This window comes from Chryseobacterium sp. (assembly GCF_041914225.1).
Taxonomy (GTDB): domain Bacteria; phylum Bacteroidota; class Bacteroidia; order Flavobacteriales; family Weeksellaceae; genus Chryseobacterium.
Window position 1 is genome coordinate 19,513 of record NZ_JAYSDT010000010.1, and the last position, 13,622, is coordinate 33,134.

A 13,622-nucleotide genomic window follows, 5' to 3' on the forward strand; every position below is an offset into this window, starting at 1 on the left:
CCTTTCCATAATAAAAAAGCCGTCACTCACTGACGGCTTTCATTTTTTATTTGCTTAAGTCTTCTTTCACTTTCTTCGCTGCTTCCTCTACCTTTGAAGCTCCTTTTTTTGCTGCTTCTTTTGCATCTTTTCCTACTTTATCAGCTTCAGCCTTAATGTCCTGACCTGCTTTGTTAAGATCCTGTTTGGTCTTATCTGCAGTGGCATCAATTTTATCTTTCGCCTTTTGAGCAGCCTCGTCAATTTTATTCCCTGCTGCATCTACTTTAGTCTTTACATCTTCTTTAGCATTGTTGATCTTTGCTGTATCCACACCATTAGGGGTTTCTGTAACCGTAGTGGTTGTGGTTGTAACTGAACCGTCAGGATTTTCTACCTGTTCTGTTTTTGTTGTTGATTTTGTACATGCTACCGTGAATACTGAGATCACTACTGCAGCGAAAATTTGTTTTTTCATATTATTTATTTGTTTAATGTTTTTTGAATTTATTCTGATTTAGTCTCCTGGGCAGCCGGTTTTTCAGTTGCCTTCTGCTTCTTTTCTGCCTCTGCCTTTTTCTTTTCCTCCTCCAGCTTTGCTTTGTTTTCTTTTTCCAGTTCGGCTTTAATTTTATTTTCTTCGTCCTGAAGTTTTTTAGCCTGTTTTACTGAATCAATATACTGTGGGGAAGACATTCTTATTTTGCGTGCAATATCCACTGAAACTGCTCCCGTAGAAAAGGAGTCAACAGCAGTGGTATCATAACTTATTTTAACTTCCTGCTCAGCCCCGAATCCCGGTGATTCTTTCTTGGAGCAAGCGGTAAAAAAAAGAGTAGAAATAAAAATTGCAGCCAGTAAATTTTTCATGGAACTAATTTAACAGAAATTCTGCAATTACAGGATAATGATCCGATAATTTCACAGACTGATCTACTTTATAGCTTAGCGGAATAATTGATTTCGAACTGAAAATATAATCAATTCTCAAAGGCACCTTATAATCATGGAAACTGCTGGCACTACCCTTTCCGGCTACCAAGAATGCGTCCTGAAGGTCTTTCCCAAGGTTATAATATTCATATGAATTGGGAACTGAATTAAAATCTCCCGCCAGAATAACAGGATACGGCGACAAGTCAACCATTTTTCTGATTCTTTTCACCTGATCTTCATGAGCCTGAAACGTAGGAGTCATATGAGAAAGTAATGTTGAAACATTTCCAAGGCCTAATGCATCCAGTTTTGTAAACATCGATTTATTAAGTCTGAATGGCTCAAGGTACACATTAATAATTCTGACAACTTTCCCATTGATATCTATATCAGCATAAAATGAATTTCCGCGCGCTTTCTCATCAATTAATTCTGCCTGTCTTACAATTTTATGTTTCGTTTTAAGAATAACTGACGGATATTTTATAAGATCACGTTTTATAACACGGTTTGTATCTTTTTCCTGCACAAGAATAATATCGGCATCCTGCGCCTTGATATAGTCTTTTACTTTATCCCAGCCATATTCTCCGTATTTCACATTAAAAGTCAACACCTTGATATCCCGTATTGTTTTTAAATTCTCTGTTTTTGGAGAAAAGTTGATCCATCGTCTGATTGGGTTATAGAAAATAAGTGTCCCTAAAGCAAAAGCTATTGCAATTTTTTCTTTTTTAAAGATCCAGATCAGGGTAAGAATCACATGGGCGAGAATCAGATAGGGAAAACCAAGAGACAGAAGATTCAGGTTGCCCAGAATATTGGGTGGAATCCATGCATTCCCCAATGTGCATAAGAGCAAAACAGCAACAACGATATGTATAAATAGTAATATCTGATTCGACTTCATGAAAAAAACGGTCTTGGTACGGTTTTCTTTCAACAAAAATCCTACCAAGCATAAAAATTTTAACTATTTTTATGATTATTTATTTCCCGAAGAAAATTTTACAATGACAGGATAATGATCTGAAATACTTACAGAACGGTCAACTTTGTAAGATATTGCCTTTAAAGATTTTGAAGAAAAAACATAGTCGATCCTGATTGGAAATTTATAGTCATGAAAACTTGTTGCACTTCCTTTTCCAGCCGTTAAAAATGTATCTTCAAGCCCGTCTGATAAATGATAATATTCATAAGAATTAGGTACAGAATTGAAATCACCTGCAAGAATAACAGGGTAAGGTGAATTTTCAATAGCTTCATGAATCAAATCAACCTGTTCCTGATGCTTTTTAAAAGTGGGAATCAGCCTTTTAATAACATCTTTTATTTTTTGTTCGTTGGCATCGGTATTTCCATTAAGTTTCACCATCTCTTTGTCAAAGCGAAAAGGATTGAGATAGACATCAATAAACCTATACGTTCTGCCTTTAATTTGTATATCTGCGAGCAAACCGGGAATTCTTACCTCTTCATCCTGTGGATCTATAATCTGCTGTTTAATGATTTTATGTCTGGTCAGAATGGTTAACCCTCCTCCGGGATTTGCTTTCTGATAACCTTCAAACTGATATTCATTACCTACATCCTCCTGCAGAAGAAAAACATCTGCGTGCTGAGATTTCAGGTATGGTGCAATCTCTTTGTTTCCTCTGCCGCCTGCTCTTGTATTGAAAGAAACAACCTTTATCTCCGTGGTTCCTTTCTGATCAGAATAATTAACCCATCTTTTTACGGGATTTATAAACGCCAAACCAGCAAACATAAATACAAACGCTCTTTTTTTCCAGCTGAATATCCAGAATATGGTCAGAATGAGATACAAGATAATAAGTACCGGAAACCCTAAAGAAAGCAGATTAAACCAGGGAAAAATCTTTGGTGGCACATAGGCATTCAACAAGGTACCCAACAATAGAAATAAAATTCCCAGGTGGATAATCAATACTATGAGTCGGAAAATCTTCACAACATTATTTTAATTGAATCGGTACAGGTGTTTTTTCCAGTTGAGTGCCAAGAGCCATCCTACCAGAGCGCCACCTACGTGAGCCAGATGGGCAATTCCTCCGCCGTTTCCTGAAACCCCAAGATATATTGAAATCACAACAATAACAGGTAACAGGTACTTTACTTTCATAGGAACAGGGATAAACATAATCCCGATTTTTGCATCCGGATATAATGTGGCAAAAGCGGCGACCACTCCGAAAATAGCACCGGAAGCGCCTACCATTGGTGTAGCAACAATAGCTTTTAAGCTTTCCAGTAATTCTTTCTGTTTAAGAACAGAGCTCGTATTTCCTGCAAATTCAACACTTGCTCCGGACAAATAAGCATTTACATTGAACCCTAACTGCTCCAGTTCACGGGAAAGTTGTTGAACCTCAACAAAATTCCATGCATTAAAAAGGAAAAATGCACCTAAGCCACTTGCAAAATATAAAAGCAAATATTTTTTGTCTCCTAATGTCTGTTCCAGAATTGGCCCAAAACTAAAGAGTGTCATCATATTGAATAAAATATGCATAATACTTCCATGCATGAACATGTGGGTAATAATTTGCCATGAATGGAAAAATGGTGAGAAAGGATAAAAGCCCGCAAGGTAGCCAATCATCTGGTTTCCCATGAAGTAAGTCAAAATAAACACTACAACATTGATGATAATAATATTCCTTGTAATGGGCGGTATATTGTTAAACATAATTTTTAAAATTTGTTTTTAAAGTCATTAAACGGAACTTCATAAAAGCATCTTTTGCCATCCGGTAAAAATTCCGGGAAGCCTAATGCTGTAAAATCTTTAATAAGCTGTTCCGCATCTTTTTTATAGATAAAATCAAATCTTGACTTCGACTGCATTTTGTTCCACTGGTTGTGGTAATACTGCATGAACTCCTCTTCTGTCTTGTATTCCAGGATCTCAAAAAGGTTTTCCAGGAACTTCATCGCCTGGGTTTCCTTTAACCCTTCAGGAAGTGAATCTATACGAAGTACACTTTCATGAGCAATTTTCATGTCAAACCCTAATTCCGGAAGATATTTTTTTATCGCATTGTATTTTGTCTTCTCAATCTCATTCATATGATACTCCAGAGAGAAAAGAAGGGCGTGGCTGTTTGTGCTTGATTTTCTGACAGATTTATTGCTTTCAGATATCAATAGCCTGTGCATTCTTCCAAGATCAAGCATAAGTGTCACATCTCCTTTGTTAAAGAGCCAATAGCCGTTTGGCAGCCTCATAAGATCTTCATCAAAATCTTCATCTTCAAATAAATTGATTTTTGAAGGTTCTGCTGTAATATTCTGATGATACATTTCCGTAAGGTTCTGAATCTCTTCCGGATGTACTACATTTTTTTCTTCCAGGAACGGATTATAATCCTTATCTACAATAATTTCAGGCATTTTAATAACGCCTCTGCTTCCGCCGCTGTTGCTTTTGCTGGGAATCGGTTTATTCATCATTTCATCCAGTTCCGGATCTCTGTCGAAATCAAGACTTGGAGAAACATTGTAAATTCCCAGAGATCTTTTGATCGTTGAACGGAGCAAGGCAAAGATAAGATGCTCATCTTCAAACTTCACTTCTGTTTTCTGCGGATGGATATTGACATCAATTTTTTCCGGATCCAGTTCCAGGAAAAGGAAAAACGAAGGTACATATCCGGGCTGCAGAAGTCCTTCAAAAGCCTCCTGTACCGCTTTATTAAAGTACGGACTTCTGAAATATCTTCCATTGACAAAAAGGAATTGCTCACCCCTTGCTTTCTTGGCACCTTCAGGCTTGGCAACAAATCCATGAAGCTTACACCAGATAATATCTTCTTTAATAGGAATCAGTAGCGGCTGAAGCTTTCTGCCGAAAACATCCACAATACGCTGCATCTGGCTTCCTTTTCTGAGCCTGAAAACAGCTTCATCATCATGGAACAGGGAAAACTCCAGATTCTCATGAGCTAATGCAACCCGCTGAAATTCATCAATAACATGTCTGAATTCAATATTATTATTTTTCAAAAACTTCCTTCTTGCAGGAACGTTGTAGAAAAGGTTTTTCACTAAAAAATTTGATCCGTCTGCTGTCTGAACAGGATCCTGAAACTGGAAAACTCCTCCTTCAATATAAATATTGGTTCCAATGGAAGTATCTTTCTGTTTCGTTCTCAGCTCCACCTGTGAAACCGCTGCAATAGAGGCCAGCGCTTCACCACGGAATCCTTTTGTGGCAATCCTGAAGATATCTTCTGTCCCTTTGATTTTGGAGGTTGCATGTCTTTCAAAAGCCATACGGGCATCTGTCTCAGACATTCCTTTTCCATCATCTACCACCTGAATAAGGTTTTTCCCGGCATCTCTGATGATCAGTTCAATTTTCGTTGCATCTGCATCAATAGCGTTTTCCAAAAGTTCCTTCACGATGGATGCAGGCCTCTGCACCACCTCTCCTGCTGCAATCTGGTTGGCTACATGATCCGGTAAAAGCTGAATAATATCTGACATAAAAACGTAAATCAACTTACAAAAATAGTCAATGAAAACGGGAATTAAAATACCAAAAACGTGATTTAATATTTAATTATCAACATTTTTCCCTATTTATCCCCAACTGATTTTTTTAATGTTTGTAATGAAGGGCGTTAGCAAGTTCATTGATTTGATTCCATAATTTTTATTTGAACAACCATGAAAAACAAGACAAGAAACAATCAAATTATAGATATTGGAGTTAATTTTTAAGAAAAATGCCCCTATTCTATAATAAAATAAGGGCACTTACAGCTAGTTTATACAAAAAATTAATAGTGTGTTTTTATATTTCAATCCTCAAAGACAAGTTTTCTTTTCTTCTCTTTTTTAGGAGCTCCATGGATTTTTTCATACAGGTAAGCAAAAATATTGGGCTTTCTGTAGATTCTGTTGTATCTGTATTTTGTATTGAAGTGACGAATGTGAATTTTATAAGCATCATATCCGATGACAATCAGCAGACATATACTGATCACATAAAACACCCTGAATTCCAGATAGTAATAGGTAAGTCCAGAGAATACAGCTCCCATGACATAGGCAAGCATAATACTCATCAGAAGTTTAGCCCTGCCGATAAGCTCACCGTTTTTTCTGTATTTTTTCTGTGTAAACATTGATACCAGGATTCCCAGATCGGTGGTTGTTCCGGTAAGGTGGGTGGTTTTTACAGAGAAATTAGAGATACTTGCCGTCAAACCGTTTTGCAGTCCGGTTGCAAAAAGCATCAACGCTACCAGATACTCTGTTTCCTCTAAAGTTTTCTGATAATAAAACTGTCCGTAAACACCTACAAAAAGCAAACATATGATTTCCAGCACAATCGGCATGGCATGAGCAAAATATTTGCTTTTCTTATTAAAATTGATGACAATAAAGTTGGATACAAAGCTTCCAAAGAAGAACAGGAAGATCCATCCTCCCACTACAGCTACCTGTGTCCAGTTCCCTTTACTGATCTCTGCTGCCAAAATAGCATAATGTCCCGTTACATTCGATGTAAAAGAGAGAAATATCAACAGGGAAGCAATATTTATAGTACCTGCGGTGAAGGCAGTCAGCGTCCCCAACCTGATATTGTCTCCCAGTGTCCTGCTGTTACTATAATTTCTTAACATTTTTATTTTTTTTAAATTGTGTTTACTGTTACGTTTAGACTTCTACAAAGATCTCTGCCAGCCTGCCTCTTTCCGGAAGTCTTTCTCTTGCTTCAATGATAATTTCATGAGACTGAAGCTCTTTGCATTTTCTGATATAAGGAATCAGATCAAACTTTCCGTTCCCTTTGCTTCTGATAGATGGAGAATAATAAGCTTCTTCAATATTTTCCGCCTTTACATATTGGTTGAATGTTCTCTGGAAGCTCCCTGTAAAAATGTCACAAATGATTTTATTAACCAGATGGGGGTATTTATTACTAATGATTCCATAGGCATCGCAGAACTCTTTCGGCCTTATTTTATTGAAAACTGATGTTTTGGTGCTGAATAAGAGTTCCCTGATAGAATCTCCGGAATCATATCCTGAAGTCAGAAGAATATTATACTGGTTCTGATCTTCTGCTGCTTCTTTCTCTTTAAGTACTTTTTTCAATATATTCAATGACTCAAGAGAATAATCTGTTGCAATTAAAATTGTTTTAGCCATGTTCTTTATTATTTTGTATTGCGTTTATCTTTTTTGATGATACAAAACTAGAACGATGATATTAGAAGATCTTTGGAACGGAATTAAAATGTGATTAAAGAGATTAAAATGAGATTAGAAAATTGTTAAGAGGAGTTAATATGGGGAAAAAGTGAAATAGCAAAAAGGTAAAAGAGCCTTTCGCAAATTTGCCATTTTGCGATTTTACCTATTGTTTCCGGCTTACCCTTTGACTTCTTCGTCTTTCTGCATACTATAGAAATTCGGGAAACGCATCTGTACGGTTGTTCCCTGATTTTCGTGTGAACTGACGATCAGCTCGCCGTGATGCATTCTCACAATATTTCTGGCCAGCGGAAGCCCGATGCCGTAACCTTCGTAGTTGTTTGTATTGGACGCTCTGAAGAACGGATCGTAGATTTTATTCATTTCCTCCTCAGGAATTCCGATACCGTTGTCTTTTACAATGATATAAACATCGGTATTGGTGGCTCCCAAAGAAACTTTAACCTGCTGGAAATTAGAATATTTACAGCCATTGCTGATGATATTAGCTACTGCAAGATGTAATAGCTGCTCGTTTCCCTGGACCTTCAGTTTTTTCGGATTATCAGGAAGCATGCTGATGTCCAGATAGATATTATTTCTGGAATCAATTCTTCGCAGGGTTTCAATGACATCCCAAAGAAGCTGATCTATTCTCACCTTATCCATTTTCTGGATCTTTCCGTCGAATCCGGTTTGGGCAATCATTAGCAAAGCTTTGATCTTTTTATCAAGCTTTTCGGCTTCGTCCAGAATAATTCCGAGGGTTTCTTTGTATTCATCGGCTGTTCTGCTGATCGATAGCGCAACATCTGCTTCTCCCATAATAGAAGTAAGAGGTGTTCTCAGTTCGTGGGAAACATTTCCAATAAGATGATTCTGGGTTTCAAAGGAAGTTTCAATACGGTTGAGCATATCATTGAAGGTATCCACCAGTTCATTAAGCTCTTTATTATCAGGCTGTGATTCCAGTCTTAAATGAAGGTTTTCAGAACTTATTTCCTTTACCTTTCCTGTGATTTTTAAGATGGGTCTGAATAAGGTTTTAGACAGATAAAAGGAAAAGATCATACTGAAAAACAGGGAAAGTACGATACACGTAATCAGCGTTCTTTTTAAAAAGCCAAGATAATAGACAACATAATGGTTTTTTGCAGAAGCAATCGCTATATAGTCCTTATCATCATACTTGAAACTCTGGCCGATATAGTAAAATTCTTTATCATTATAGTTGGATTCTCCTTCTCTGATGATATTTTTGAAAAAATAATCGGGGATATGAACTTCCTGAGATATTTTTTTGAAATTGGAATCAGTGGGAACGGCAAAAACGTAGTCTTTTTCCATCGGAAGTTCCTCATCGTTCAGGCTGTTAAGGACATAATTTTCCGGAAGATCAAGATGATCTTTACTTTTTTCAATCTGGATAATGGTTGCCGTCCTGATCTTCAGCAGCTCATAAAATCTCTGATGGGAAAAATTAACGATAGAAAAGTACACCAAACCACTGAACAGCAAAATGATGGCTGTAAAAACCAACATTAAAAGCACCATTGTTTTGGTTTGATTTGTAATGACTTTATTAAACATTCATTATGTTTTTTTCAATACATAGCCCATTCCTATCACGGTATGAATCAGTTTATTATCATCCTGGTTATCCAGCTTTTTCCTTAAATAGTTAACGTACACATCTACCACATTGGTTCCCAGTTCATAGTTTACTCCCCATACTGCATCAAGAATTTCAGCTCTGGAAATTACTTTTTCAGGGTTATTCAAAAAATACAGCAGTAATTTATATTCTGTGGAAGTGAGTGAAATCTCTTCTCCTCCGCGTGTTACTTTCTTTGTATAATCATTCACTATCAGATCCGAAAACTGAAATACATGTTCATTATCCGGCTCTGGTTCAGCGATTTCCTGTGGTCCGTTGTTGTTGCTTCTCCTCAGCAAAGACTTCACGCGCGCTACCAGCTCAATAAATTTGAAAGGTTTTACCAGATAATCGTCTCCGCCACTTTCCAGCCCCAGAACTATATTTTCAGAAGTCCCCAAAGCGGTCAGAAACAGAATAGGAACACTCTGATTGGTTTTTCTTATCTCTTTACAAACATCCAGGCCGTTCATTTCCGGAAGCATGATGTCTAAAATGACCAGATCAAAATCGTTAGCCTGCACCAGCTGCACTCCTGTACGGCCGTCAAAAGCTACAGAAATTTCATATCCGTTTTCCTGAAGTCCTTTTTTAATGAAAGAGACTACACTGGTCTCGTCTTCGATAAGAATAATTTTTTTCATAAATAAAATAAGGAGTTTTACAAAAATAGGGAAATTTTCCTGGTGAGAAAAAGAAAGCGTAAAGCGCAGAAAGATGAAACGGTAAAGAGACTGCCGGCTATTTGCAATGATGTACTTCTACCTCCAATAATAATTTTCAATGAATTGATTCCCTTCTTTATCCAAACTCTATAGAATAATATTACCTTTGCTTTATTATAATGACGAAAAAATAATCCAGGTTAAATTGCACACAGTATGAATGACTTTTTAATAGGTATCGGCAAAAGATTAAAAGATATTAGAAAAAAGAATAATTTAACCATCAACGAACTGGCTTTTAAAGCGAATGTAAGCAACGGACTTGTTTCCAGAATTGAAAACGGAAGAACCATTCCTTCACTTCCTGTGCTATTGGATCTCATTCAGTCTCTTGAAATTGATGCCAGCTATTTTTTCGAAGGAGTAGAAAAAAAATCCAATGCCAAATTCATCTACGTTCCTAAAGAGAGCCAGCAAGTCATTGAAAAAGAAGTAGAAGCTGAAGGATTCAGGTATATGCACATCTTCAGCAAAAGTCTTCATTCTTTAGGATTTGAGGCCGTTCTGCTGACTCTTGAGCCCAATTCTAAAAGGGAAAAGGTCATTACGGATGCCTGGGAATTCAAATATATCCTGAAAGGAGAAGTGAAATATGTGATTGATAATGAAGAAGTCATTTTAAAAGAAGGAGATTCTTTGTATTTCAACGGAAAGTTTCCTCACGTTCCGGTAAGCATCAGTAATGAGAGCTGTGTGATGCTTGTTCTTTATTTTTATACTGCATAACAGCATATTTTTTTAACGCAAAGTTCTTTATTGCTAAACCTTATATTTTTAAGGGAGCAAAGATTGGAATCAATTTTATTGATTCTTTCTAAGCACACACATAATAATAAAGCTTCATCAGCGACAAAGCCGTAGCTTTTGCTTCCTTAAAAATATACTTTTCAATCATAAAACTTTGCGTTTAAATCATATTCCAATTTTTACAGCATTCTTCAATTTTGATTTCCGAAACATACAAAAGTTTACAAATATGCAACTTTTGTTTTTCTGCTTTCTTCCAAGATGAACGAAATATGAATCAAAATACGGCTGTTTTCATTAGGTTTCTATTCCTGATATTTTTGAAAAACATTTACTAAAAACCTTGAAACAGCAACTTTAAACCTCATTTTATTGAATTTTCAAACGATAACTTCAATTCGTTTTAAAGTAAAATAATCGTAACAAACAGCGTCTATTTGTTAACCAATACTTAATACAAAATATTTATATATATTAAAATCATTAGCGTGATTTGCATAAAAAATTTAATATATGTAAAAATGAAAACAACTTTAGAGAAATTACTTACCCTTGTTTTTGTCTGTATTATCATCTTTGTTACCGCGCAGAAACAGTTAATTATAGGAACTGTCCTTGATGACAGTCAGCCTCTCCCCGGGGCAACAGTCAAAATAAAAGGCTTATCTAAAAACACAACAACTGATACTGAAGGAAAATTTATCATCAATGATATTAAAGAAGGCCAATACACTTTACAGATCAGCTATATAGGATATGAATCTGCAGAGATCAACGTAGACCTGAAGCCTGAACAAACTGTTGATCTGGGAATGATCAAACTTTCACAGCCACGTAAAAATATTGATGAAATTGTAGTAACCGGAACGTTGAAAAATACGGAAGCAAGAGCTTTGAACCTTCAGAAGAATGCAATCAATATTACCAATGTCATTGCTTCGGACGGAATCGGAAAGCTGCCGGACAGAAATGCAGCTGAAACCGTACAGCGTGTACAGGGGGTTTCTATCGAAAGAGACCAGGGAGAAGGAAGGTTTGTTTCCCTGAGAGGGCTTCCGCCATTCTGGGCTTCTACAACCATCAACGGAAACAGGCTTCCCACTGCTGAAGAGGAAACAACATCCAGGGCCACAGCCTTCGACTTCTTTCCTACTGAACTGATCTCATATGTACATGTAAACAAGTCTTTTACCCCGGATATGGAAGCAGACGGAATAGGCGGTGGTGTCAACTTTATTACCAAAACTCCGCCCATGAAAACAGAATTCAAAGCAACGATTGGAAGCGGTTATAATGCAAAAGCTGATAAAGGGGTTTACAATCTTGGATTTTTGTATGGAGGAAGAACAAAGGATAAGAAATTCGGGTATTTATTAAACTTTGCCCATTTCATAAGAAACTGGTCTACCGATAATTTCGAGGCAAGAAGAAGTGGTGATGAAGGTGTTTTCAGGCTGGAACTCCGCGATTATAACGGGGTAAGAAAGACAACAGGAATTAATACGGCTTTTGAATATGTACTGTCTCCCAAAACCACTTTCTATTTAAAAGGAATGTACGGTACCTTATCAGACGATGAAACCCATTATAAACACAGAATCCGGTTTGATAAATTCAGCAGCACCAATAATACAGCGAGGGTTGAGCTTCAGAATATTCACAATTTACTGATTACACAGCTTACCTCTGTTTCTTTGGGAGCAGTTCATCAGTTAAACAAAGGAAAAATCGATTGGGACTTATCTTATTATGACAACAGATTCAAGTATGGAAATATCCCTGACAAGCAGAACAATTCCTACTATGTCATCAAGTATACTCAATCTGGTGTAGGGATCAATCCTGACTATATTTCAGATCATGGAAACGGTCCGAGAGCTTATTGGAAAGCAGATGGCGGGAAGTTAGACTATAAAAACCCGGATGCCTTGTTTGGTTTTTACAGTGATCCGGACTTTAAGATGGATGCATCCCGGATGAGATTCACAGATCTTGAATTCTATAAGGTTTTTGTGGAGGAAAAGGATAAAATCGTAGCAGCTTTCAACCATGAAATCAATGCTTCAGATAAACTGACATTAAAGTATGGTTTTAAGTACAGAGATAAAGAACGTAATGCAAGGTTCTCTGATATTTTTTACAACTGGAGCAACGGAACCGCTCCTCTTCTATCGGATTTTTCACAATATATCACAACGCAACCTAACGGCCCCCAATATTTAAGTGAAATGAATACCCATATCGGCAACACTTTTGGACCGGTACTTTCAACCAATGGAATGAATCAGTTCTGGTTCCAGAATCAGGGAAACCTGAAGATCAACACTGCCGATTCCGAAGCACTGGAGTACAATAAGGCATTAGGAAGAAACTTTGATGTCTTTGAAAAACATGCAGATGCTTACGGGATGGCAACCTATAAACTGAATGATAAGATTACGATTTTGGGAGGAATCAGATTATCAAACACCAATACTAAAGTAAGAGGATATAGTGTAAATGATAATGTTCTTACCCCTGTAGAAAACACTAAAAATTATCTGGCTGTTCTTCCGATGATTCACCTTAAATATACATTAAACGACAAAGCCAATCTTCGTTTTGCTGCTACCAGAACTTTCTCAAGACCTAATTTCGGAGATCTTACGCCTGGAGGAACTTATATTGAAGCTGACAACGAATTTAAGGGGGGAAATCCCAACCTTAATCCTACCTATTCTTTAAATTTTGATCTGATGGGAGAATATTATTTTTCCAATGTAGGAATTCTGAGTGGAGGCGTTTTCTATAAATCCATTACAGATCCTATTTTTCAGGACTCTTTTATCGGAAACTACAACGGGATCAACGGAGTACAGTTCACCGCTCCCAACAACGGAAATGCTGCATGGTTAGGAGGTGTTGAGCTGGGACTAAATAAAAGATTTGATTTTCTTCCAGGATTTTTACAGTACTTCGGTGTACAGCTGAATGCTACATTCATGACTTCTGAAATGGAAAAACCGGGCGGAAGAAAAGTAGCCCTTCCTTACCAGGCAAAGGAATTGTATAACGCACAGCTTTTCTTTGAGAAAAAAGGATTCAATGCAAGGCTGGCTTACAATTATAAAGGTAAATACGCCGTAGAATATGCTGAAGAAGATATCAATGATTCTTATTATGGTAAATACAGCAATCTGGACTTCGGAGGTTCTTATCAGTTTACCAGATACCTGACTTTATATGCGGACGTTAACAATATTCTGAACAAGCCATTAATCTATCACTTCGGAAAAAGCGAAGACCGCCCTGAGCAGGTAGAATATTATGGAGTACGATTCAACCTTGGAATAAAACTGAACTTCTAA

At 37.0% G+C, this 13,622-nt stretch carries 12 protein-coding genes; 2 read left to right on the forward strand and 10 right to left on the reverse strand.

Features of this window, described 5'->3' with window-relative positions; all coding sequences use genetic code 11:
* Positions 1-46: 46 nt before the first annotated feature.
* From ACE3RB_RS06725 to ACE3RB_RS06770, 10 genes are all read right to left on the reverse strand, one after another.
* Complete coding sequence (locus ACE3RB_RS06725; protein ID WP_374463529.1) at positions 47-457, reverse strand: hypothetical protein; 411 nt, start codon at positions 455-457, stop codon at positions 47-49.
* A gap of 29 nt (positions 458-486) precedes the next feature.
* Complete coding sequence (locus ACE3RB_RS06730; RefSeq protein ID WP_233333263.1) at positions 487-849, reverse strand: hypothetical protein; 363 nt, start codon at positions 847-849, stop codon at positions 487-489.
* Positions 850-853: 4 nt separating this feature from the next.
* Positions 854-1,825: an endonuclease/exonuclease/phosphatase family protein gene (locus ACE3RB_RS06735; RefSeq protein WP_374463530.1), complete on the reverse strand. Its 972-nt coding sequence runs from the start codon at positions 1,823-1,825 to the stop codon at positions 854-856.
* Between the two features lie 75 nt (positions 1,826-1,900).
* Positions 1,901-2,890, reverse strand: a complete 990-nt coding sequence (locus ACE3RB_RS06740; protein ID WP_374463531.1) for an endonuclease/exonuclease/phosphatase family protein — start codon at positions 2,888-2,890, stop codon at positions 1,901-1,903.
* A 9-nt stretch (positions 2,891-2,899) separates the two neighbouring features.
* Entirely contained in the window at positions 2,900-3,628 is a 729-nt protein-coding gene (locus tag ACE3RB_RS06745) for a rhomboid family intramembrane serine protease (RefSeq protein ID WP_002981910.1), read from the reverse strand.
* A gap of 5 nt (positions 3,629-3,633) precedes the next feature.
* Positions 3,634-5,427 (reverse strand): DNA mismatch repair endonuclease MutL, encoded by a 1,794-nt coding sequence (gene mutL / locus ACE3RB_RS06750; RefSeq protein ID WP_374463532.1) that lies wholly within the window; start codon positions 5,425-5,427, stop codon positions 3,634-3,636.
* A gap of 317 nt (positions 5,428-5,744) precedes the next feature.
* Positions 5,745-6,572, reverse strand: a complete 828-nt coding sequence (locus ACE3RB_RS06755) for a YoaK family protein (protein ID WP_374463533.1) — start codon at positions 6,570-6,572, stop codon at positions 5,745-5,747.
* 34 nt (positions 6,573-6,606) lie between these two features.
* Positions 6,607-7,101 carry a hypothetical protein gene (locus ACE3RB_RS06760; protein WP_374463534.1) on the reverse strand — a complete coding sequence of 165 codons (495 nt, stop codon included), beginning with the start codon at positions 7,099-7,101 and terminating at the stop codon, positions 6,607-6,609.
* A 222-nt stretch (positions 7,102-7,323) separates the two neighbouring features.
* Entirely contained in the window at positions 7,324-8,736 is a 1,413-nt protein-coding gene (locus ACE3RB_RS06765) for a sensor histidine kinase (protein ID WP_374463535.1), read from the reverse strand.
* Between the two features lie 3 nt (positions 8,737-8,739).
* Entirely contained in the window at positions 8,740-9,447 is a 708-nt protein-coding gene (locus ACE3RB_RS06770; RefSeq protein ID WP_374463536.1) for a response regulator transcription factor, read from the reverse strand.
* A 237-nt stretch (positions 9,448-9,684) separates the two neighbouring features.
* On the opposite strand from ACE3RB_RS06770, the gene ACE3RB_RS06775 reads away from it, so the two are divergent.
* Positions 9,685-10,254, forward strand: coding sequence for a helix-turn-helix domain-containing protein (locus ACE3RB_RS06775; protein WP_232722720.1), 570 nt, complete (start codon positions 9,685-9,687; stop codon positions 10,252-10,254).
* A 542-nt stretch (positions 10,255-10,796) separates the two neighbouring features.
* Positions 10,797-13,622 carry a TonB-dependent receptor gene (locus tag ACE3RB_RS06780; protein ID WP_374463537.1) on the forward strand — a complete coding sequence of 942 codons (2,826 nt, stop codon included), beginning with the start codon at positions 10,797-10,799 and terminating at the stop codon, positions 13,620-13,622.

Coding starts and splice junctions, on each gene's coding strand:
- ACE3RB_RS06725 (WP_374463529.1), bottom strand. CDS start 457: ATGAAAAAACAAATTTTCGCTGCAGTAGTGATCTCAGTATTCACGGTA.
- ACE3RB_RS06730 (WP_233333263.1), bottom strand. CDS start 849: ATGAAAAATTTACTGGCTGCAATTTTTATTTCTACTCTTTTTTTTACC.
- ACE3RB_RS06735 (WP_374463530.1), bottom strand. CDS start 1,825: ATGAAGTCGAATCAGATATTACTATTTATACATATCGTTGTTGCTGTT.
- ACE3RB_RS06745 (WP_002981910.1), bottom strand. CDS start 3,628: ATGTTTAACAATATACCGCCCATTACAAGGAATATTATTATCATCAAT.
- mutL (WP_374463532.1), bottom strand. CDS start 5,427: ATGTCAGATATTATTCAGCTTTTACCGGATCATGTAGCCAACCAGATT.
- ACE3RB_RS06755 (WP_374463533.1), bottom strand. CDS start 6,572: ATGTTAAGAAATTATAGTAACAGCAGGACACTGGGAGACAATATCAGG.
- ACE3RB_RS06760 (WP_374463534.1), bottom strand. CDS start 7,101: ATGGCTAAAACAATTTTAATTGCAACAGATTATTCTCTTGAGTCATTG.
- ACE3RB_RS06765 (WP_374463535.1), bottom strand. CDS start 8,736: ATGTTTAATAAAGTCATTACAAATCAAACCAAAACAATGGTGCTTTTA.
- ACE3RB_RS06770 (WP_374463536.1), bottom strand. CDS start 9,447: ATGAAAAAAATTATTCTTATCGAAGACGAGACCAGTGTAGTCTCTTTC.
- ACE3RB_RS06775 (WP_232722720.1), top strand. CDS start 9,685: ATGAATGACTTTTTAATAGGTATCGGCAAAAGATTAAAAGATATTAGA.
- ACE3RB_RS06780 (WP_374463537.1), top strand. CDS start 10,797: ATGAAAACAACTTTAGAGAAATTACTTACCCTTGTTTTTGTCTGTATT.